This window comes from Streptomyces caelestis (assembly GCF_014205255.1).
In the GTDB taxonomy this organism is placed as follows: Bacteria; Actinomycetota; Actinomycetes; order Streptomycetales; family Streptomycetaceae; genus Streptomyces; species Streptomyces caelestis.
In genome coordinates, this window is record NZ_JACHNE010000001.1 from 3,226,503 (window position 1) to 3,246,996 (window position 20,494).

Genomic DNA, 20,494 nt, shown 5'->3' on the forward strand with positions numbered 1-20,494 from the left:
CTTATTCCCGATGGGGTCATGGTGGCCGCACCGGCGGTGTCAGGCGGCCCGCTCCCAGTGGCTTCGCACACTGTCGTGCGGAGGCCGGCGGTCCGCCTTCTCGCGGGACCGGAGCACGCCCCACATGAGGACGGCCGCACCGAAGATCCACCACGGCAGCGACCACACCGCGCCCCACCAGCCGGCCCGCGGATCGAGGACGGCGTCGACGCCGGCGGTGACCATCGCTGCGGCCAGGCTCCAGCACACCAGGCGCCCGGACATCTGGACAGCGCTTACACGGAATCTGAACGGGCCCCGTTCGGCCATCGGGGAGTCCTTCACGGCACGACTGGCTGCGGACGTGGCCAGTGTGCACGGGATGGACAGCTGAAGGGGAACGCGCTTTCGGACAACCCAAGCGCCATGTGAGGCGGCGGAGTTGAGTATTCCTCAGCTTTGAGTGGGTTGTTGGAGTACCTATGCCCCGGTCCATACCGAATAAGGGGTAGGACTGATTCCGGCCCACATGGAAGGCATGCTCAAGGGCACGGCAGAGGTAACCGGCGGTCGAGTTCGCTCACACGAGGTGGAATCCATGGCGAGCAGTCCCACGACGAAGCCGACCGCGTTCCAAGGGCAGGGCGCGCCCCCGGCGTACCGGGTGGCTGCGGCGGGGACCCGGCTCAAAGCGGCGTTCGCCGTGGCCGTCGGCATGAATCTGGTCGAGGTCGTCTGGGACCCGAGTGGAATCGCCTGGCTGGTGGCTCGAGCGGCAGTCAGCGTGATCTTCTCGGTCGCCCTCGTCTCCTATGTGGTGCTGCGCGTGCTTCGGTGGCGCCGCGCCAGGACCGGACGGACGCCGTCATGAGAGGAAGCCCGGAGGAGCGCCCGAGCGGGAACGGGGCGGGTCTGCGCGACCGTCGGCGCGGCGCGTTCTCCGCGGGCCTCTTCGGGTGCGTGGTCGCAGCGCCGCAGGAGCTGCTCGACTCCGGGGTCGGCTGGGACCTTCCGCTGGCCATGCTGGTCGGCGCTGCCGCGGGAGGAGCCGTGGGTTTTGTGTTCCCCTCCGTCCTGACCCGTCGCCGCCGGGAACCGCCTTCCGCTCCGCCACCGCCGTATCCCCCGCCCCCGCCGCCTGAACGGAGAACGTGAAGCCGTGCATGCGGCGAGGACGGCGCGCTCATTCACGCCTGGACGATCGGCTCCCTCGTGAACAGCGCGCCCAGTTCCGGCGCGTTCACGCGGCGGTCGGCCAGGCGGAGGGCCTCCCAGACCGTGACCTGGTTGGCGGTCAGGACCGGCTTGCCGAGGTCCTTCTCCAGCGCCGGGATGTGGGCCGCCGTGTGCAGGGCCGTGTCGGGCAGGAGGAGGGCATCAGCGTCGGGGTGGTCGGAGTGCCGGGCCATGGCCAGGAGTTCGGCCTCGCCCCACGTGCCGACCTCGGCGGCCGTGATGATGCCGGAGCTCTTCACCGAGACGACCTCGACGCCGTCCGCCCGCAGGAACTCGGCGAACAGCTGGGCCACGTCGTCCGGGTACGTCGCGCCGATCGCGACCCGGCGCGCCCCCAGCTCCCGTACCGCGTGCACGAACGCGAAGGACGTCGAGGAGGCCGGCATGCCGGCCGTCTGCGCCAGGGTGCGCACCTGCTCCTGCGCGCCGTCCCAGCCGTAGACGAAGCTGCCGCTGGTGCAGGCCCACACCACGGCGTCCGCGCCGGCGTGCCGCAGCTCCTGCACGCCCGCCGCCAGTCGGCCGGCGGAGCCCATCTCCAGCAGCGCGTCCACCCGGTGCGCGTCCTCACCGATGTCGGTGTGCACCAGGTCCACCCGGATGTCACTGCCCAGCAACTGCTCGATGCGCGGATAGTCGTCCTCGGCCGAGTGGCCCGGGTAGAGAAATCCCAGTGCTGTCATGTCCAGCCTTCCTGCTGCTCTTCTTCCGGCACGACGGGACCGGCGTGCGCCCCCGGCGATCCGAGACCGGCACGCGCCTCCGGATTGATCAGCGCTTGATACGGCCCCACCGCACGGGTACCCAATCGGCGCAGCGCCGCCCACATCGTCACTTGGTTGGCCGAGATCACCGGGATGCGCAGCTCGGCCTCCAACTGGGGGATGACGTCGTAGGTGGGCAGGTTGGTGCAGCTGATGAACAGGGCGTCGGCGTCCTCGCGTACGGCCTGCCGCGCCATGTCCACGACCTCCCGGTAGGGGACCTTCCAGATGTGCCGGGTCAGGCCCATGAAGGCACAGCCGGAGATCGTGACGCCCGCCTGGGCCACATAGGCCTCCAGCGACTGCGTCACCGACACCGTGTACGGCGTCACCAGCGCCACCCGCCGTACGTCCAGCTCCACCAGGGCTTCCAGCAGCCCGCCCGAGGTGGTGATCGCCGGTACGGCGCCCGCCCGGCTCATCGCCTCGCACATCGCGCGCTCGCCCATGACGCCGCCGACGAAGCTGCCCGACGTACAGGCGTAGGCGATGACCTCGGGAGCGATCGCGTTGAGCGTGCCGACCGCCTCGCTCAGCGTCTCGTGTTCGCTGACCATGCGGGCCAGATCGAGGCTGACCTCGACCGGCACGAACGGTGTTCGTGTCATGTGCAGGGAGACCTCGTCCGGCACCCACCGCCACAGCTCGCGGTCGAGAGCGAAGTCGAAGGGGGCGACGACGCCGACCCCGCGCTGCGGGCTGGGCCCGCCGAGAAATGAGACGTCCATGGCAGGGCACCGGCCTCACACTGGGCAACGAGTGTGCAACGGATCGTGGGAACGCCCGTGTTGACGACGGTAGGTTCGGGTGCGAGCGTGGTCAATCCGCCCGGATCATTCCCTGGTCAACAACGTGTTAACTCGTCGTCACCGGCCGCCTCCCGAAGACCGGCCACCCCCGCCGCACGGCTGGAGAAACGGCTGCTCATGCCCACCCCCACCCTCCTCGTCCTGGACGCCGAACCCCTCCCCCGCCTCGGAAGCCTCACCGGCCGCGCCCGCATCGAACACACCGACGCGAAGGGTCTCGCCGCACGCCTCCCGCGTGCGGATGTACTGCTGGTGTGGGACTTCACCTCGCGCGCCGTGCGGGACGCCTGGCCCGGCGAGGGCCCACGGCCACGCTGGGTGCATACGGCGAGCGCCGGTGTGGACCATCTGATGTGCCCCGAACTCGCGGCCTCCGACACGGTGGTGACGAACGCGCGCGGCATCTTCGACCAGCCGATCGCCGAGTACGTCGCCGCGCTCGTGCTGGCGATGGCCAAGGACCTGCCGCGCACTCTGGAGCTGCAACGGGAGCGGACCTGGCGGCACCGCGAGTCGCACAAGGTCGCCGGGAGCCGGGCCGTCGTGGTCGGCACCGGGCCCATCGGCCGGGCGATCGCCCGTACGCTGGGCGCGCTCGACATCACGACGGCGCTCGTCGGGCGCACCCCGCGCACCGGCGTGCACGGCCCGGAGGATCTGGACCGGCTGCTGGCGCGCGCCGACTGGGTGATCGCGGCGGCACCGCTCACGGAGCAGACGCACGGCATGTTCGACGCCCGCCGCTTCGGCGTGATGCAGCCGTCCGCCCGGTTCGTCAACATCGGCCGCGGCCAGTTGGTCGTCGAGGAGGCGCTCGCCGAGGCCCTGGCCAAGCACGGGATCGCGGGCGCCGCCCTGGACGTCTTCGAGTCCGAGCCCCTGACCCCCGACAGTCCGTTGTGGCAGGTCCCGGGCCTGATCGTGTCCCCGCACATGAGCGGCGACACCATCGGCTGGCGGGACGAGCTCGGCGCCCAGTTCGTTGAGCTGTACGAGTTGTGGGCGGCGGGAAAGCCGCTGGAGAACGTGGTCGACAAACAGCGCGGGTATGTACCCGGACACTGACGTTCCTTGGAGGGTGCATGACCGAGCTCACCGAGCTGACCGCCGTACGGCTCCTCGACGGCTACCGCAAGGGCGAGTGGAGCCCCGTGGAGGCGACCCGCGCGGCGCTGGAGCGGGCCGAGGCGATCCAGCCGGAGGTGAACGCCTTCGTCCGGCTGACCGCCGAGGACGCGCTGGCCCGGGCTAGGGAGTCGGAGGAGCGCTGGCGGCGCGGTGAGCCGCAGGGGCTGCTGGACGGGGTGCCGGTCACGGTCAAGGACATCCTGCTGCTGCGCGGCGCGCCGACCCTGCGCGGGTCGAAGGCCGTGGATCCGGCGGGGCGCTGGGACGAGGACGCCCCGTCCGTGGCCCGCCTGCGGGAGCACGGGGCGGTCTTCATCGGCAAGACGACGACCCCCGAGTACGGCTGGAAGGGCGTGACGGACTCGCCGCTCAGCGGCGTGACGCGCAACCCGTACGACCCCTCGCGCACCGCGGGCGGGTCCAGCGGCGGCAGCGCGGCGGCCGTGGCGCTCGGCGCGGGACCGCTGTCGCTGGGCACGGACGGCGGCGGCAGTGTCCGTATCCCGGCGTCGTTCTGCGGGATCTTCGCGCTGAAGCCGACATACGGGCGGGTGCCGCTCTACCCGGCGAGCGCGTTCGGGACGCTGGCACACGTCGGGCCGATGGCCCGGGACGCGGCGGACGCGGCGCTGCTGATGGACGTCATCGGCCACCCCGACTCGCGTGACTGGTCGGCACTCGCCCCGCCGCCCGGCACGTACACGGACGGCCTGACGGGCGGGGTGCGCGGGCTGCGCGTGGCGTACTCGCCGTCGCTGGGCGGGCAGGTGGCGGTGCGTCCGGAGGTCGCGTCGGCGGTGCGGCACGCCGTGGAGCGGCTGGCGGAGCTCGGCGCGTACGTCACGGAGACCGACCCGGACCTCACCGAACCGGTGGAGGCCTTCCACACCCTGTGGTTCAGCGGGGCTGCCCGGGTGACACAGCATCTGGGACCGGGGCAGCGGGAACTGCTGGATCCGGGCCTGCGCGAGATCTGCACACAGGGCGCCCGCTACTCGGCGCTGGACTATCTGGCCGCGGTGGACGTCCGGATGGACCTGGGGCGCCGGATGGGCCGCTTCCACGACTCCTACGACCTGCTCGTCACGCCGACCCTGCCGATCACGGCGTTCGAGGCGGGCGTCGAGGTACCGAAAGGATCCGGCCACCGGCGCTGGACGGGCTGGACGCCGTTCACGTACCCGTTCAACATGACGCAGCAGCCCGCGGCGAGCGTGCCGGTCGGCGCCGACGGGGACGGCCTGCCGATCGGTCTTCAGCTCGTGGCCGCCCGGCACCGGGACGATCTGGTGCTGCGGGCGGCCCACGCGCTGTACGAGGCCGGCGTGGCGTCCGCCGGCCGGCTCACGCCCTCCGGAAGCTGAGCGTCTCCCCCGCCGCTCCCGACCTCCACAGGTCGTTGCACGCCTCGGCCATGGCGTCCAGGCCCTCGACGATCTGGCCCCAGACGATGCCGGGGACCCAGCCCACATCGGCGTTCAGCAGCAGGTTGTTGCGCTCGTAGAACAGGGCCAGATCGACGAGCGTGGTCCCCGCGCGGACCTCGCGGTCGTAGCCGTAGGACTTGGTCCCCAACTCCGTACCCGCGAAAGCGAAATAGCACAGATCGCCAGGAATGGGGGTGACTGTCGGGTTTTCCAGAGGTGGCTCGGTTTCGGCGAATGGCGGGAAAAGAGCGTAGATCTCGTTGCGTGCGTACTTCGCGTGGTAGACGTCCCCGGCCAGCGGAAGGGCGTCCCAGACGGCCGCGCAGGTGATCGGCGCGCGGTCGTCCAGCAGCTTGGCCCGGCAGGTCACGTCGCGCTTGACCAGCGAGACTTCGATATATCGATCAGCCATGCCTCCATGGGAGTGCCCGTCGCCCTCGCGGTCAAGGGCACACCGGGAGACGTGCGGGGCTTGAAAAGACCGGCATAACTCGAATGCGGTCGGGTAGCCGCGCGCCCATGGCTCCACCACAGAGAAGCCCACTGAGAAGTCCGGAACCCATATCCCAGGCCGTATCCAGGCCCACACGCCGGTCGCTGCTCGCGGGGGTCGCGGCGCTCGGCGCGCTGGGTACCGCCGGATGCAGCCGAGTGGCCACCGCGTCGAGCACCAAGGGCGGTGACCTGCTCGACCGGCTCAGGGCCGCCGGTGTCGTACGCCTCGGCATCGCCGGTGAGATCCCGTTCGGCTTCATCGACAAGAACGGCGAGCTGACCGGTGAGGCACCGGAACTGGCCAAGGTGATCTTCAAGCGGCTCGGCGTCGACCGGGTGCAGCCCGTGCCGACCGAGTTCGGCTCGCTCATCCCGGGCCTGAACTCCCAGCAGTTCGACGTCGTCGCCGCCGGGATGTACGTCAACCCCGAGCGCTGCGAGCAGGTCATCTTCTCCGACCCCGACTACCAGATGCTCGACTCGTTCATCGTCCGCAAGGGCAACCCGAAGGGGCTGCGCAGCTACGAGGACATCGTCGAGAAGAAGGCGAAGTTCGCCACCGGGACCGGATACGCAGAGATCCAGTACGCCGTCGAGGCGGGGTACAAGGAGAGCGAGATCCTGATCGTCCCGGACCAGGTCGCGGGCCTGAACGCGGTCGAGGCGGGGCGCGTGGACGTGTTCGCCGGTACGGCGCTCACCGTACGCGAGGTGGTGAAGAAGTCCGCCAAGGCGGAGGCCACCGAGCCGTTCAAGCCGATCGTGGGCGGCAAGCCGCACGTCGACGGCGGCGCCTTCGCGTTCCGGCCGACCGAGACCGGGCTGCGGGACGCCTTCAACGTCGAGCTGCACAAGCTCAAGAAGAGCGGCGAACTGTTCCGCATCCTCAAGCCCTTCGGTTTCACCAAGGCGGAGATGACGGATCTGACCGCGAAGGAGCTCTGCGGCGGATGACCTCGGGACTCTGGGAACTCGTACTCAAGGGCGTCTGGGTCACCATCCAGTTGCTCGTGTGCAGCGCGCTGTTGGCCACGGCGGTCTCCTTCGTCGTCGGTGTCCTGCGCACCCACCGGCTGTGGATCGTCCGCTTCCTCGCGGGCTTCTACACCGAGGTCTTCCGGGGGACTTCGGCCCTGGTGATGATCTTCTGGGTGTACTTCGTGCTGCCGATCTCCTTCGGCTGGCAGCTGGTGCCGCTGTGGGCCGGCTCCCTCGCGCTCGGCCTGACCTTCGGGGCGTACGGATCCGAGATCGTGCGCGGCGCGCTGAACGCCGTCGACCCGGCGCAGAAGGAGGGCGGGATCGCGCTCAGCTTCACGCCCTGGCAGCGGATGCGGCTGATCCTGCTGCCGCAGGCCGTGCCGGAGATGATCCCGCCGTTCTCCAACCTGCTCATCGAACTGCTCAAGGGCACCGCCCTGGTGTCGATCATGGGCATGGGTGACCTGGCGTTCAGCGGCAACCTGGTGCGTCTGGCGCTCCAGGAGAGCGCGGAGATCTACACGATCGTCCTGCTCATCTACTTCGTGATCGCCTTCCTGCTGACCCGCGGCATGCGCGGCCTGGAGCGCAGGCTCAAGGCCGAGACGGGCAAGCCGGTCGGGTCCACGGCCGACCAGGAACTGAGCCGGCCGGAGACGACCGGTGTGGGAGGTGCTGTCGCGTGAAGTGGGACTGGAGCGCAGTCAGCGGCTTCATGCCGCACTTCTGGGACGGTCTGCTGGTCACCCTGCAGATCCTGGCCCTCGGTTCGCTGATCTCGTTCGCGCTGGGCCTGGTGTGGGCGCTGCTCATGCGGGTGCCCTCGCGGTGGGTGACCTGGCCGCTCGGGGTGGTCACGGAGTTCGTCCGCAACACCCCGCTGCTGGTGCAGCTGTTCTTCCTCTTCTACGTGCTGCCGGAGTGGGGCCTGACCTTCTCGGCGCTGGCCACCGGTGTCTTCGCCATCGGGCTGCACTACTCGACGTACACGATGCAGGTCTACCGGGCCGGCATCGAGGCCGTGCCGGTCGGCCAGTGGGAGGCGGCGACGGCACTGAACCTGCCGCTGCGCCGGACGTGGACCGCGGTGATCCTGCCACAGGCGGTGCGGCGGGTCGTCCCGGCGCTCGGCAACTACGTCATCTCGATGCTCAAGGACACGCCGATGGTGATGGCGATCACCGTGCTGGAGATGCTCGGCCAGGCACGCCTGTACTCGCAGGAGCACTTCCAGTTCACCGAGCCGCTCACCGTGATCGGTGTGGCCTTCATCCTCATTTCCTACCTGGCCTCCCTTCTCCTGCGAGCCCTGGAGCGACGCCTTGTCCACTGACACTCTCCCCAACCCCGAGAAGAACCCCGCCAGGAGCACGGGCGAGCTGATCCGGCTGGAGCAGGTCACCAAGCGGTTCGGGAGCAACACCGTCCTGGACCACCTGGACTTCTCGGTCGACGCCGGCAAGCACGTCACCCTGATCGGACCGTCCGGGTCCGGCAAGACCACGATCCTGCGGCTGCTGATGACCTTGCTCAAGCCCGACGAGGGCACGATCACGGTCGACGGGCAGAGGCTGTTCCCGGCCTCCGACAAGGAGGTCCGGGAGGTCCGCAAGAAGATCGGGATGGTCTTCCAGCAGTTCAACCTGTTCCCGAACATGTCGGTGCTGCGGAACATCACCGAGGCACCGGTCACCGTCCTCGGCATGTCCAAGGACGAGGCGGTGGAGCGGGCCAAGGGCCTGCTGGAGATGGTGGGCCTGTCCGACAAGTGCGACGCGCACCCGGCGCAGCTGTCCGGCGGGCAGCAGCAGCGGGTGGCGATCGCCCGGGCCCTGGCGATGCGGCCGCAGGTGCTGCTCCTGGACGAGGTGACCTCCGCGCTCGACCCGGAGCTGGTCGCGGGCGTGCTCGACGTGCTGCGGGACATCGCCCGTTCCACGGACATCACGATGCTCTGCGTGACCCACGAGATGAACTTCGCCCGGGACATCTCCGACCAGGTACTGATGTTCGACTCGGGCCGGGTCATCGAGTCCGGTCCGCCGGAGAAGATCTTCAGCGAGCCGGAGCGGGACCGCACGCGGGAGTTCCTCAGCGCGGTCCTCTGACTACACCGCGTGACCAGGCAGGATGCCGAGCCCGGCGACTGGGGCATGCTTCTGGCACATGCCAGAGGGTCGATGCCCCGGTCCGGGGCCCCGGGAATCTTGTCAACCCCCGCTCTCCGCAGGCCCTTTGCCGGTTATCGTGGAGGGGATTCGCTGTCCGGATTCACGGCCCAACAGCAAGCGCAGGGGGAGACCACCGTGGCGCTGAAGCACGAGCCGCCGACCACCCCGTACCACTCGGCCCAGGAAGCCCTGCGCGTCCTGGAGACGGTGGCGCGCAGTTCCACCGGAATCACCGACGCCGAGCTCACCCGGCACACCGGCATCGGGCCCGAGCGGCTGACCGCACTGCTGCGCATGCTGCGCCGCGAGGGCTACGTCGAGCAGATCACCGACGGCGCGTACGTCACGGGGGAGACGCTGGCCCGTCTCGGCTCCGCCCAGCACCGCGAGCAGGCCCTGCGCGACAAGCTCCAGCACACCCTCGACCGGCTGCGCGACTCGGTCGGCGCCGCCGTCTACATGAGCCGGTACGTCGACGGCGAGATCAGCGTCACCCAGTACGCCGACAGCCCGGCCACACCCAAGGTCAACGAGTGGGTCGACTTCCGCTCCTCGGCCCACGCCACCGCGATCGGCAAGAGCCTGCTCACCCAGCTCGACCACGCCGGCCGCCGCGACCACCTCGCCCGGCACAAGATGGCCCGCCTCACCTCGCGCACCATCACCAGCGACCGGCTGCTGCTCTCCCGGCTGGAGTCCCAGCCGCCCACCGTGCCCGTCCTCGACCTCCAGGAGTACGCGGTCGGCACGGTCTGCGCGGCCGTCCCCGTCACGGCCGGCTCCTCCGTCGGCTGCCTGGCCCTGTCCCTCCCGGTCGAGCACGCCCACCGCCTGCGCCAGGCCGCGGACACCCTCAACCGCAACGCGGCGCCGGTGCTGCTGTCCATGGCGATCTAGGGCCTGCCGTCTGGTCGGAAGCACGCCTCGGGAGCAGGTATTATTTTCTTCGTCGCCCGCCGCGGGACGCGATGCGGAACGCGGTCGGCGGGAGTCATGCGCCGCTAGCTCAGTTGGTTAGAGCAGCTGACTCTTAATCAGCGGGTCCGGGGTTCGAGTCCCTGGCGGCGCACCGGTGAAGGGCCTCTCGTGGGAGCGAGAGGCCCTTCGGCGTGTTCGGGATCCTCCCTGGTCAGCCTGCGGCAGACGGTCAGAATCCGGCGACGTCCGAGGCCATCGCCGACATCTTGGTGTACGTCACCATGAAGCCGACGCAGAACACGACGATCACGCCGAGGAACGCCATGATGCCGAAGGTGGCCGCCGCGTGCCTGCCCCGGCTCGGCGCCTGGGCCGTGGCCACGACCTGGGGGCCGTCGGTGTAGTAGACGGTGACGTAGTCGCCCTCGATGATCGTCCCCGGCCCGTTGTCCTCCTCGAACCGGATCACGCGACCGTCGTGCGTGATGAACTCGTAGACGTGGTGCAGCGTGGTGCGGACGGAGGTGTCGTTACCGCCGCCGTGGGTCGTCGTGAACGCCCGCAGGCAGCGCGCCTCCGCCGTCAGGCCGCTGTTCCAGGCCCCGCGGATCTGCAGCCAGCGACGCAGCACGCGGTATGTCATGAAGAGCGCCCCGGCCATGATCAGGCCGGGTGCGCCGTAGAACATCACGTCCATCGCGCATCCCCCGAGTCGATGCGCCGGCCCCGATCGGCCGGCGTGGGAGGAACCTACCCACGCCGGCCGCACCGGTGACTCAAGAGAACCTCAGAAGGGTCAGAACGTCACGTCCGAGCACGCGTAGAACGCGTTGCCCGTGTCCGCGATCGTCCACACCGCGAGGATGACGTGACGGCCGCTCAGCCCGGACGGCAGCCTGCCGCTGTGGGAGAGCGTGGACGGCGGCCGCTGGCCGTTGTACGGCACCGTGAGGAAGGGCGTGAGGTTGAGGTCGGACCGGGCCAGGTTGTGGTTCTGGTTCCAGCCCGGCTTGGTGATGTAGTACTTGAAGTCGGTCGTGGCGTGCATGGCCGTGAACTGCCAGCGGAACGTGTAGGTCTGGCCACCCGTCACCTTGGTGGTGGGCCAGGCCCCGCCGGACGGCGTCCGTGGTGCGCTGAGCTGGCTGAACTGGCCGAGACCGGCGTTGCATATCTGCCCGTCGGCCGGACCGGAGGCCGGGAAGCCCTTCGGCCCCTCGACGCTCTGCGGTTCCCACTGGATCGGGCCGCAGTTGGTCACGGTGCCGTTCTGGCAGAGTTTCTGCCGGCTGACGGGGAGGTCGGTGTAGCCGTGGCCGCTGGCGCCGCCGGAGGAGAGTACGAGGGCTCCGGTCGTGGCCAGTCCCACCGCGACTGCGGACAACTTGGTCCTTGTGCGCATGCTGCCGCTCCTGGTGAACGTGGGGGAGGTTCAGTGAGCTGTGCAGGTAGGTCTAGACCAAGTCTGAGACTAAGGACGTGAGTTGAACATGTCCATCCCCATCACGGAGCTGTTTCTCCCCGGCCCGCGCAGAACGCCACGGTGAGGTCTTTCACCAGCGCCTTCCGCTCGTAGTCGTCGAGTTCGACCAGCCCCCGCATGGTCAGCCGGGTCACCGTGTCCTCCACCGAGTCCACGACCGAGGTGAGCACGCTCGCCCGGTGCTGGGCGTCCAGCGCGGCGATCCGGCGGCGGTGCATCGCGGCGGCGACCTCGGGGGCGTACTCCACCCGGACCGGCTGCACCGAGAACACCTCCAGGCCGACCGGCGCCGCGTCCGCCGCCACCAGCCGGGTCAGCGCCTCGGCCGCCGCGTCCGTGGAACCCTTGGTCCCGCCGGGCATCTCCACTGGCACCCGGGCCAGGGCCGCCTCGACGCACTCGCGCAGATACGTCTCGTGGTCCTCGACGCCCAGCGTCGCCCGCGCGGTGTCCCGCACCCGCCACACCACCAGGACGACCACCCGCAGCGCGACCCCGGTCCCGTCGGCGGCCGGCACCGGCTCGCTGCGCCAGTGCCGCAGCCGTACGTCCACCCGGCGGCGCAGCAGCAGCGGGTTGACCCACAGCAGACCGGAACGCCGGACTGTCCCCCGGTAGCGGCCGAACAGATCCAGCACCCAGGCCCGCCCGGTCCGGCCCCGGGCCAGCCCGCCGAACCCGAACAGCCCGAGCGCCCCGGCTCCCGCGTACGCCGCCCACTGCGCGGGACCGAGCCCGGCCCCGGCGTGCGCGGGCAGCCGCAGCGCCTCCAGCACGAGCGGCGGGAGCAGCCCGGCCCACCAGGAGGTGGCCGCACACCCGGCCACCCCGCACGCCCCGGCCAGCACACCCGCCGCCCCGGGCAGCACCCGCGCGGGCCGCTCCACCAGGTCGGGATCGACCTGCGGCACCGGGCGCGGCGCCACGGCCGCCGTGCGTCTGAGGCGCGGCTGCTCCCCCGTGCCCTGCCTGCGGGCGACGACCGCCGGCTTCAGCGGTACCGGCGCCGGGTCGGGGTCGTCGCGGAACAGCAGGTGGACGGGGATCTCGGTGGTGGCCTCGTTCTGGATGAGCCGGGCGGGCCTGACCGGTCCGTCGGCCGGTCCGTCGGGCCCGGACGTGTGGGAAGTGGTCGTACTCATGGGTGCCTCCAGCCTCCGCGCCAGATGCGTCACAACGGTGATCCCCGATGCCGGGATCCCGGCCCCTCCAGGGGAGAACTTCTACGAGAAAAGCCGCCGCCAGGTCTCGGGCCCCGGGTAGCCGTCCGCGGCGCCGCCCCGCCAGCCCTGGGTGCGCTGGAAGGCCTCGACGGCGCGCCGGTCCGCCTCGCCCCAGCGCGGCCCCGGCCCGACCTCGTAGAACCTGCCGAACCCCTTCCGCACCAGTTGCCTCCCCAGCTGGGTGACGTACGCGTTACTGGCGCCGGGCCGGAACATCGCCCGCCCCGGGTAGCCGGGGACACCGTGGGAGGAGGGTGGCGGCCCGCCCGCCCCGGCCTTCACCTCCTTGCCCTTCCCCGTGGCCAGCAGCTCCCAGGTGCGCGGACCGGGCAGGCCGTCCGCGTCGGCGCCCGTCCAGCCCTGGGCCAGCTGGAAGGCCCGGGTCGCCCGCCGGTCAGCGTCCGTCCAGCGCGGTCCCGGGCCCGAGGCGTAGGAGCCACCGGCCCCACGCGCGACGAGCATGCGGCCGAGCAGCGTGACGTACTTGTTGTTCGCGCCGGGGCCGAAATACGCCGCTCCCGGGTAGGGCGTGGCGGCCGGTGCGCCCGGCTTCCCGCCGACCGGTTCCTTGCCCGGCACGGCCCCCGGTTCCTCCGGGGTGACGCCCTTGTACCGGTAGGGGACGTACTGATCGGAGTCGCTCCAGTAGGCGTACGGGGTGGACTGCCGGCGGGTGTGCGGGCGGGTCTGCTCGTAGGCGATGTAGGAGGTGTGCGTGTAGTCCGTCCAGCCGCCGAAAATGACGACGTGCGAGCCGCTCTCCGGGTCGGCCGCATTGTGGAACAGCAGAATGTCGCCCGGCTGGAGTTCCTCTTTGGAAATGCGCTCACCGTATGAGGAGAGACTGCCCGTCCATTCGTTTCCGGGCAGCCTCCAGGCCATCGACACATAGCCGGAGCAGTCCTGCCGGTAGCCGTCCGACCAGTACTCGCTCATGCTGTACGGCACTTTCGCGGCGACCCAGGTCTTGGCCCGGTTGATGATCTCCGTACGGGTGGTGGCGGTGAGCTTGGGGGCGGCGGAGGGGTTTGCGGGACGGCCGCCGGGGCCGTGCAGCGGGACCTGGCCGCCCTGGGGAGTGTCAGGCTCTTCACCTGCCAAAACGCCGGGTCGGTGAGGTGCGTGCGGGGCGGCTGCGGCCGGTACGGCATGGCCCGCGCCGAGCGCCGCCGAGGCCACGGCGGCCAGGGCGAGGGCGCGGTGTGCGGCCGGGTGGGCGCTGGTGCGGCCGGTCCAGGAATGCGGCAGGACGCGGCGCCAGTGGACACATCCGGGGCAGTCGCAGTCGCTCGCCGGGGCGAATTCCTCGAATACCGGAGACTCCATGCGATTCCCCTCACACTTCCGGCGGAAAAGGCCGCGCCTGTGCCCGTCCGGGCGCGCGCCGTCAGTTTCTCAACTGTCTTCCGCACGCGCATGCTGACGGTCCGAATGATGTACGCGGCGCCCGTACGGGGCCTCCCCGGGCCGGGGTCCGGGCCCGGGGCCGGTGGTCGGGAGCACCTCCGGACGTCCTGTAGAGTTACGCCGTCAGCGCGCGCCGCTAGCTCAGTTGGTTAGAGCAGCTGACTCTTAATCAGCGGGTCCGGGGTTCGAGTCCCTGGCGGCGCACCGACCGGAGGCCCCTCGCGGAAGCGGGGGGCTTTTCGTATGCCTGTGGACGGCCCTGGGGCGGTCTGGCCGGAACCCGGCCCCCCGCGCGAATGGCCGGATACCCTCTCGCCATGGCAGCGCGTGACCTCCAGGAGCGGATCAAGAAGCTCATCATCGACCGCCGGCTGGCCTCCGGGGCCCCGCTGCCGGCCGAGCCCGAGCTGATGGAGTACCTCGGCGCGAGCCGGAACTCGGTGCGGGAGGCGCTGAAGGCGCTCCAGGCGATGGGCATCGTGGAGATCCGGCACGGCTTCGGCACCTACGTCGGCCCGATGTCCCTGGCCCCGATGATCGAGGGCCTCGCCTTCCGCACGGTCGCCGGGCACTACCGGGGCGAGGACTCCCTGCTCCAGCTGCTGGAACTGCGGGAGGCGGTGGAGACCGGGCTGGCCTCCCGGCTCGCGGGGCGGATACCGGAAGCGGACCTCGTTGAACTGGACGGGCTCGTCATCCGTATGGAGGAACAGGCCGCGCACGGGGCCGGTCTCGCCGAGACCGACCGGGCCTTCCACGCCACCCTCTACCGGGGGCTGGACAACGTGCTGCTGAGCGAGGTCCTGGAGGCGTTCTGGGACGCCTTCCACCGGGTCCGCACGGACCTCGGGGGCGAGCCGCAGGACCCGAAGGTGACCTGCCGGCAGCACCGGGAGATCCTCGACGCGGTCCGGTCCGGTGACTCGGTGCGGGCGGAGGAGACCATAAGAGAGCACTTCGGGAACATTCGCGCCCGTCTGTCCACAACGGCTCCACAGGGCCCCCACACTCGCCACAATGAACGCGTATGACCGGTAAACACCGCGTTTCGCATCTTGCGATCATGATGAACGCCGTAGAACCCTGGTTTTCTGGTTTTTCAAGTTGCTGCGCATACGCGGCAGTTGGGGGGCAAAAGAACCGGTTGCCGACCGGGCGGGGTTAGGGGCCCCGTTCATGAAGCGATGCCGTGGGGGGCATCATGCAACCGGAAGGTCGCGTTGCCGTGTCTATAGGGTGTGGATGACGTGGTGGCAGCGACCCACCACTGATACGTCTGTGAAGGTCGAGGGGGACCTCTCACAGACGGAAGAAAGCGACGAAACACGCGGTGTCCGCGTGTGGGGGGATGACTCATGACGTCGAGGCCGACGGGCGCCCGGCAGCAGGACCACGACCCGTCCCAGACCACCCAGCTCAGGGTGCCGACGCATCGGATGAGCACCACGGGGACGTTCCGGCGGATCAAGAGGACGCTGCCGAGATACGACTACGAGCACTACAGCCGGCTCGCGGGTCCCCTCACCCAACCTGATCCGACCAAGCCCTACAAGGTGCAGTACCGGTCGCTGATCTCGCAGGAACCGCACCGTATAAGAGTCGCGCTGATGCTGGCCGCGGCGCCCGTGCTGTCCGTGGTGCTGCTGGTGTGGCTGCTCCAGCCCGAACACTGGACCGAGCGCGACTACCCGGCCTTCGACTGGCTGCCCGCGCTCGACATGGTGATGCTGGTCTCGATCGGTCTGATCGAGTTCTTCCGCTGCATGAACGTGGTGTCGAACGCGCACGCCACGCTGGTCGCCCGCGACCCGATCCCGGTGGTGCCCGAGACCGGCACCAGAGTGGCCTTCCTCACCTCCTTCGTGCCCGGCAAGGAGCCGCTGGAGATGGTGACGAAGACGCTGGAGGCCGCGGTGAAGATCCGCCACCGGGGCCTCATGCACGTCTGGCTGCTCGACGAGGGCGACGACCCCGAGGTGAAGGCGGTGTGCGAGCGCCTCGGCGTGCACCACTTCTCCCGCAAGGGCGTCGCGAAGTGGAACCAGGCCAAGGGCCCGCACCGCGCCAAGACCAAGCACGGCAACTACAACGCCTGGTTGGAGGCGCACGGCGACGGCTACGACTTCTTCGCTTCGGTCGACACCGACCACGTGCCGCTGCCCAACTACCTGGAGCGGATGCTCGGCTTCTTCCGCGACCCGGACGTCGGCTTCGTCATCGGCCCGCAGGTCTACGGCAACTACGACAACCCCATCACCAAGGCCGCCGAGTCGCAGCAGTTCCTCTTCCACGCGCTGATCCAGCGCGCGGGCAACCGCTACGGCTCCCCCATGTTCGTCGGCACGTCCAACGCCGTGCGCATCAAAGCGCTCAAGCAGATCGGCGGGCTGTACGACTCGATCACCGAGGACATGGCGACCGGCTTCGAGATGCACCGCCACAAGAACCCGGCGACGGGCAACAAGTGGCGCTCGGTCTACACCCCGGACGTGCTCGCGGTCGGTGAGGGCCCCAGCGCCTGGACGGACTTCTTCACCCAGCAGATGCGCTGGTCGCGAGGGACGTACGAGACGATCCTCAAGCAGTACTGGAAGGGCTGGTACTCGCTGCCGCCGAGCAAGCTCTTCAACTACACCATGATGATCATCTTCTACCCGATGTCGGCCCTGAACTGGATCCTGGCGGCGCTGAGCTGCTGTCTGTTCCTGGGCCTGGGCGCCTCGGGTGTGAACATCGACCCGGCGGTCTGGCTGATGCTCTACGGCAACGCCTCCGCCCTGCAGATCGGCCTGTACGTCTGGAACCGCCGGCACAACGTCTCGCCGCACGAGCCGGAGGGCTCCGGCGGTGTGGCCGGCATGGTGATGTCCGCGCTGTCGGCGCCGCTGTACGCGAAGGCGCTGGTCGACTCGATGCTGCGGCGCAAGAGCAAGTTCGTGGTCACCCCCAAGGGTGACTCGGCGAGCCCGGACCGCTGGTTCGGGACGTTCCGCTACCACTGGTACTTCGTCGCGATCTTCGGTGCGTCGATCGCGGCCGGCTTCGTCTTCGGCCACTCGCACCCCGCCATGATCATCTGGGCGACGTTCGCGCTGCTGATCACCGCCTCGCCGGTCTTCGCCTGGCGCTGGCAGCTGCGGCAGGACGCGAAGAAGCCCGCCGCGCCCGCCGCGGAACAGCCGCAGGACCCTGCGGGGCCGCACCGGACGCAGCCGCTGCCCATCCCGCAGCAGCCCACGGCCCACGCCCCGCAGCACAAGCCCAACTGGGCCGCCGCCCCTGGCGCAAACGGGGAGGTCGGGGGGACCGACCAGACCATGCAGATCGCCCTTGGTGGACTTGGGGGACGTAAGGAATGAACGACCGTGCAGGCCGCCGCCGGGCCCGTCGACTCGCGATCGGCACGGCGGTGGTACTCGCGCTGGCCGGGATGAACGGTCCGTGGCTCTACCGCTTCGGGACCGAGAAATACCACCAGTACACAATCAACAAGCCGGAGTACAAGGCCGCGAACGGCAGGTGGGAGATCATCGAGTTTCCCGAGGAGTACCGGCAGAACACGATCCACGCGGCGCTGCTGCGCACCGGCAAGGTGCTGCTCGTCGCGGGGTCGGGCAACAACCAGGACAACTTCGACGCGAAGAAGTTCGACACCCGGATCTGGGACCCGGTCAAGGGCACCATCAAGAAGGTCCCGACGCCCAGCGACCTGTTCTGCACCGGCCACACGCAGCTCGCCAACGGCAACCTGCTGATCGCGGGCGGCACCAAGCGGTACGAGAAGCTCAAGGGTGACGTCACCAAGGCCGGCGGCCTGATGATCGTCCACAACGAGAACCCGGACAAGCCGATCACACTGCCCGCCGGCACGAAGTTCACGGGCAAGGAGAACGGCAAGACCTTCGTCTCGAAGGACCCGGTACTCGTGCCGCGTGCGAAGAAGGTCTTCGACAAGGCGACCGGCAGGTTCCTGCGCAACGACCCCGGGCTCGGCCGTATCTACGTCGAGGCGCAGAAGCGGGGCCAGAAGTACGAGACGGGCACGCAGGACAACTACCGCGTGCAGGGCCTGAAGGGCGATGACGCGCGTAACACGTACGGCATCGCGCAGAAGCTCGCCCTCGACAAGAAGGACTTCCAGGGCATCCGGGACGCCTTCGAGTTCGATCCCGTAGCCGAGAAGTACATCAAGGTCGACCCGATGAAGGAGGCCCGCTGGTACCCGACGCTCACCACTCTGAGCGACGGGAAGATCCTCAGCGTCTCCGGCCTGGACGACATCGGCCAGCTGGTCCCGGGCAAGAACGAGGTCTTCGACCCGAAGACCAAGAAGTGGACCTACACCGACAAGGTCCGGCAGTTCCCGACCTACCCGGCGCTGTTCCTCATGCAGAACGGCAAGATCTTCTACTCGGGTTCCAACGCGGGCTACGGGCCGGACGACGTGGGCCGTGACCCGGGCGTGTGGGACGTGGACACCAACAAGTTCACGAAGATCCCCGGCCTGAGCGACCCCAGGCTGATGGAGACGTCCGGCACGGTGCTGCTGCCGCCCGCGCAGGACGAGAAGTACATGGTGATCGGCGGCGGTGGCGTCGGCGAGTCCAAGGAGTCCAGCGAGAAGACCCGGATCGTCGACCTGTTGGACGACGACCCGCGTTTCGTCGACGGCCCGTCCCTGGACAAGGGCACGCGCTATCCGAACGCCTCGATCCTGCCCGACGACAGCGTGCTGGTCTCCGGCGGTTCGGAGGACTACCGGGGCCGCAGCGACTCCAACATCTTCGAGGCGCGCCTCTACGACACGGAGAAGAACGAGCTCAGGCGGGTCGCCGACCCGCTGGTCGGCCGCAACTACCACTCCGGGTCGATCCTGCTGCCCGACGGCCGCGTGATGTTCTTCGGCTCGGACTCGCTGTACGGCGACAAGGCCAACACCAAGCCGGGCGAGTTCGAGCAGCGCATCGAGATCTACACGCCGCCCTACCTCTACGGCGACGGCGACCAGCCCTCCCTGTCCGGCGGGCCGCAGACCATCGAGCGCGGCGGGACGGGGACGTTCACCTCGTCGGACGCGGCGAAGATCCAGAAGGTCCGGCTGATCCGCCCGAGCGCCGCCACGCACGTCACGGACGTCGACCAGCGGTCGATCGCGCTGGACTTCAAGGCGTCCGGCGACAAGCTGTCGGTGACCGTGCCGAAGAACCGGAACCTGGTCCAGGCGGGCTGGTACATGCTGTTCGTGACGGACGACCGGGGCACGCCGAGCAAGGCGCAGTGGGTCAAGGTGCCGTAGACATCGGCGGTTCGGGGCGCTCTCCGGCAGGGAGGGCGCCCCTTTCGCATGTCCGGGTTGGGAGCTGCAGTCGTTCCGGATCAGGCGAGGACGTCTGTCAGGAACTGGCCTTCGCCAGCTTCAGCGCGTAGTCCGCCCACCACTGGCCCGCCTTCGGCCCGCCCTTGCACTCGCCGTCCGACTCGCCCGGCCGCTTCACCCACAGGTACGCGTCGACCAGCGGGTCCGCCGTCCTGGTCGTCGGCGTCTCGCCCAGGGCGCGGCCCGGCGGGTTGCACCAGCGCTCGTCCGGGTTGCCCTGGGTGTAGGGGCCCTTGCCGTTGCGGCTGGTGTCGATGACGAAGTGCTTGTCTCCGACCTTGGCGGAGAGCTGCTTGCCGTAGGCGATGGAGTCGTCGGTGGCGTAGAAGTTGGAGACGTTGACGGAGAAGCCGTCGGCCTGTTCGACGCCGGCCCACTTCAGCGGCTCGAAGATCTGGTCGGGGTTCTGCCAGCCGGCGTTGCCCGCGTCCAGGTACACCCGCGTGTTCTTCAGGGACTTGAGCTTGCTGACGGCGCCCTTGAGGAGGTCGTAGCGCTCCTCGTGGAACTGTTCCGGGGTGCAGCCGTCCACCAGGTGCAGCAGCGCGTCCGGTTCGAGGATGACCGTGGCGGAGCGGTCGCCGATGCCCGCCGCCACGCCGTCGAGCCACTCGCGGTAGGCGTTGCCGTCGGCGGCGCCGCCCTGCGAGTACTGGCCGCAGTCGCGATGCGGGATGTTGTAGAGGACGAGCAGTGCCGTACGGCCGGCCTTGTCGGCGGCCTCGGTGAAGCCCCGGGTCTGCTCCCGCGGGTTGTCCGGGCCGATCCACTCGGCGACCGGCTGCTCGGCGATCTTGCGGATCTGCTCGGCGTCCTGCTTCTTGCCGGCCTTCTCCAGTGCGGCGACCTGCTGTGCCGCGGTGCCGTCCGGATTGACCCAGAACGGGACGGTCGCCTTGGGCTGCTGTGTGATCTTCGCGCTCGTGTCGGATCCCGGGTCCGATCCGTCCCCCCCGTCCGACGAACACCCTGTGATCAGCAGTGCCGCCCCCAGCACCACTGCGGACATCCGCCTCGCGGCGAACGCCCCGGCCCCCCTGCTGCCGTACATCCAACTCCCCCTTGGGTGCACCGTTCCAAGTCTCAATCCTGGCAT

General features: G+C 69.6%; 20 protein-coding genes and 2 tRNA genes. 13 read left to right on the forward strand and 9 right to left on the reverse strand.

The features are described from left to right. Positions 1 to 39: 39 nt before the first annotated feature. A complete protein-coding gene (locus HDA41_RS14525; protein ID WP_230299367.1) occupies positions 40 to 264 on the reverse strand; it encodes a hypothetical protein in 225 nt (74 codons plus the stop codon). A gap of 313 nt (positions 265 to 577) precedes the next feature. Here HDA41_RS14525 and HDA41_RS14530 point away from each other — a divergent pair, with 313 nt between their 5' ends. Beyond that, positions 578 to 850: a hypothetical protein gene (locus tag HDA41_RS14530; RefSeq protein ID WP_184984098.1), complete on the forward strand. Its 273-nt coding sequence runs from the start codon at positions 578 to 580 to the stop codon at positions 848 to 850. A gap of 316 nt (positions 851 to 1,166) precedes the next feature. Here HDA41_RS14530 and HDA41_RS14535 read toward each other — a convergent pair whose 3' ends face one another. Both HDA41_RS14535 and HDA41_RS14540 read right to left on the reverse strand, forming a co-directional pair. Next, entirely contained in the window at positions 1,167 to 1,898 is a 732-nt protein-coding gene (locus tag HDA41_RS14535; RefSeq protein ID WP_059420125.1) for a maleate cis-trans isomerase family protein, read from the reverse strand. After that, positions 1,895 to 2,707, reverse strand: coding sequence for a maleate cis-trans isomerase family protein (locus HDA41_RS14540; RefSeq protein ID WP_184984100.1), 813 nt, complete (start codon positions 2,705 to 2,707; stop codon positions 1,895 to 1,897). The genes HDA41_RS14535 and HDA41_RS14540 overlap by 4 nt, the downstream gene beginning before the upstream one ends. A gap of 198 nt (positions 2,708 to 2,905) precedes the next feature. Here HDA41_RS14540 and HDA41_RS14545 point away from each other — a divergent pair, with 198 nt between their 5' ends. Together HDA41_RS14545 and HDA41_RS14550 are read left to right on the forward strand one after the other, a co-directional pair. After that, positions 2,906 to 3,853, forward strand: coding sequence for a D-2-hydroxyacid dehydrogenase (locus HDA41_RS14545; protein ID WP_184984102.1), 948 nt, complete (start codon positions 2,906 to 2,908; stop codon positions 3,851 to 3,853). A 17-nt stretch (positions 3,854 to 3,870) separates the two neighbouring features. Beyond that, positions 3,871 to 5,280, forward strand: coding sequence for an amidase (locus tag HDA41_RS14550; RefSeq protein ID WP_184984104.1), 1,410 nt, complete (start codon positions 3,871 to 3,873; stop codon positions 5,278 to 5,280). Here the strand turns inward: HDA41_RS14550 and HDA41_RS14555 are convergent. Beyond that, complete coding sequence (locus HDA41_RS14555; protein ID WP_184984106.1) at positions 5,261 to 5,755, reverse strand: DUF3830 family protein; 495 nt, start codon at positions 5,753 to 5,755, stop codon at positions 5,261 to 5,263. The genes HDA41_RS14550 and HDA41_RS14555 overlap by 20 nt on opposite strands. A gap of 107 nt (positions 5,756 to 5,862) precedes the next feature. Between HDA41_RS14555 and ehuB the strand changes: the two genes are divergently transcribed. The 6 genes from ehuB (at position 5,863) to HDA41_RS14585 (ending at position 10,059) form a co-directional block, all read left to right on the forward strand. After that, the gene (gene ehuB / locus HDA41_RS14560; RefSeq protein WP_230299366.1) at positions 5,863 to 6,792 is read left to right on the forward strand and encodes an ectoine/hydroxyectoine ABC transporter substrate-binding protein EhuB; all 930 of its coding nucleotides are present in this window, start codon (positions 5,863 to 5,865) and stop codon (positions 6,790 to 6,792) included. Then, positions 6,789 to 7,505: an ectoine/hydroxyectoine ABC transporter permease subunit EhuC gene (gene ehuC, locus HDA41_RS14565; RefSeq protein ID WP_184984108.1), complete on the forward strand. Its 717-nt coding sequence runs from the start codon at positions 6,789 to 6,791 to the stop codon at positions 7,503 to 7,505. The genes ehuB and ehuC overlap by 4 nt, the downstream gene beginning before the upstream one ends. Next, positions 7,502 to 8,152 carry an ectoine/hydroxyectoine ABC transporter permease subunit EhuD gene (gene ehuD / locus HDA41_RS14570; protein WP_184984110.1) on the forward strand — a complete coding sequence of 217 codons (651 nt, stop codon included), beginning with the start codon at positions 7,502 to 7,504 and terminating at the stop codon, positions 8,150 to 8,152. The genes ehuC and ehuD overlap by 4 nt, the downstream gene beginning before the upstream one ends. Beyond that, on the forward strand, positions 8,142 to 8,927 hold the full coding sequence (gene ehuA / locus HDA41_RS14575) for an ectoine/hydroxyectoine ABC transporter ATP-binding protein EhuA (RefSeq protein WP_184984112.1): 786 nt from the start codon (positions 8,142 to 8,144) through the stop codon (positions 8,925 to 8,927). The genes ehuD and ehuA overlap by 11 nt, the downstream gene beginning before the upstream one ends. A 198-nt stretch (positions 8,928 to 9,125) precedes the next feature. Then, a complete protein-coding gene (locus HDA41_RS14580) occupies positions 9,126 to 9,887 on the forward strand; it encodes an IclR family transcriptional regulator (protein WP_184984114.1) in 762 nt (253 codons plus the stop codon). Between the two features lie 98 nt (positions 9,888 to 9,985). Beyond that, a tRNA-Lys gene (locus HDA41_RS14585) sits at positions 9,986 to 10,059 on the forward strand. A 78-nt stretch (positions 10,060 to 10,137) separates the two neighbouring features. Here the strand turns inward: HDA41_RS14585 and HDA41_RS14590 are convergent. The 4 genes from HDA41_RS14590 to HDA41_RS14605 all read right to left on the reverse strand — a co-directional run bounded on the left by HDA41_RS14590 (position 10,138) and on the right by HDA41_RS14605 (position 13,940). Continuing rightward, on the reverse strand, positions 10,138 to 10,605 hold the full coding sequence (locus tag HDA41_RS14590; RefSeq protein WP_184984116.1) for a hypothetical protein: 468 nt from the start codon (positions 10,603 to 10,605) through the stop codon (positions 10,138 to 10,140). A gap of 99 nt (positions 10,606 to 10,704) precedes the next feature. After that, the gene (locus tag HDA41_RS14595; RefSeq protein WP_184984118.1) at positions 10,705 to 11,310 is read right to left on the reverse strand and encodes a lytic polysaccharide monooxygenase auxiliary activity family 9 protein; all 606 of its coding nucleotides are present in this window, start codon (positions 11,308 to 11,310) and stop codon (positions 10,705 to 10,707) included. A 101-nt stretch (positions 11,311 to 11,411) separates the two neighbouring features. Beyond that, positions 11,412 to 12,533, reverse strand: a complete 1,122-nt coding sequence (locus HDA41_RS14600) for an SPFH domain-containing protein (RefSeq protein ID WP_184984120.1) — start codon at positions 12,531 to 12,533, stop codon at positions 11,412 to 11,414. Positions 12,534 to 12,614: 81 nt separating this feature from the next. Continuing rightward, the gene (locus HDA41_RS14605) at positions 12,615 to 13,940 is read right to left on the reverse strand and encodes a peptidoglycan-binding protein (protein ID WP_184984122.1); all 1,326 of its coding nucleotides are present in this window, start codon (positions 13,938 to 13,940) and stop codon (positions 12,615 to 12,617) included. A gap of 211 nt (positions 13,941 to 14,151) precedes the next feature. On the opposite strand from HDA41_RS14605, the gene HDA41_RS14610 reads away from it, so the two are divergent. The 4 genes from HDA41_RS14610 to glxA all read left to right on the forward strand — a co-directional run bounded on the left by HDA41_RS14610 (position 14,152) and on the right by glxA (position 19,317). Then, a tRNA-Lys gene (locus HDA41_RS14610) sits at positions 14,152 to 14,225 on the forward strand. 113 nt (positions 14,226 to 14,338) lie between these two features. Then, positions 14,339 to 15,052 carry a FadR/GntR family transcriptional regulator gene (locus HDA41_RS14615; RefSeq protein WP_184984124.1) on the forward strand — a complete coding sequence of 238 codons (714 nt, stop codon included), beginning with the start codon at positions 14,339 to 14,341 and terminating at the stop codon, positions 15,050 to 15,052. A 324-nt stretch (positions 15,053 to 15,376) separates the two neighbouring features. Next, entirely contained in the window at positions 15,377 to 17,380 is a 2,004-nt protein-coding gene (locus HDA41_RS14620; protein WP_184984126.1) for a glycosyltransferase family 2 protein, read from the forward strand. Next, a complete protein-coding gene (gene glxA / locus HDA41_RS14625) occupies positions 17,377 to 19,317 on the forward strand; it encodes a radical copper oxidase GlxA (RefSeq protein WP_184984128.1) in 1,941 nt (646 codons plus the stop codon). Before HDA41_RS14620 ends, glxA begins: the two co-directional genes overlap by 4 nt. Positions 19,318 to 19,414: 97 nt before the next feature. Here glxA and HDA41_RS14630 read toward each other — a convergent pair whose 3' ends face one another. Continuing rightward, on the reverse strand, positions 19,415 to 20,449 hold the full coding sequence (locus HDA41_RS14630; RefSeq protein ID WP_184984131.1) for a glycoside hydrolase family 6 protein: 1,035 nt from the start codon (positions 20,447 to 20,449) through the stop codon (positions 19,415 to 19,417). Positions 20,450 to 20,494 lie beyond the last annotated feature (45 nt).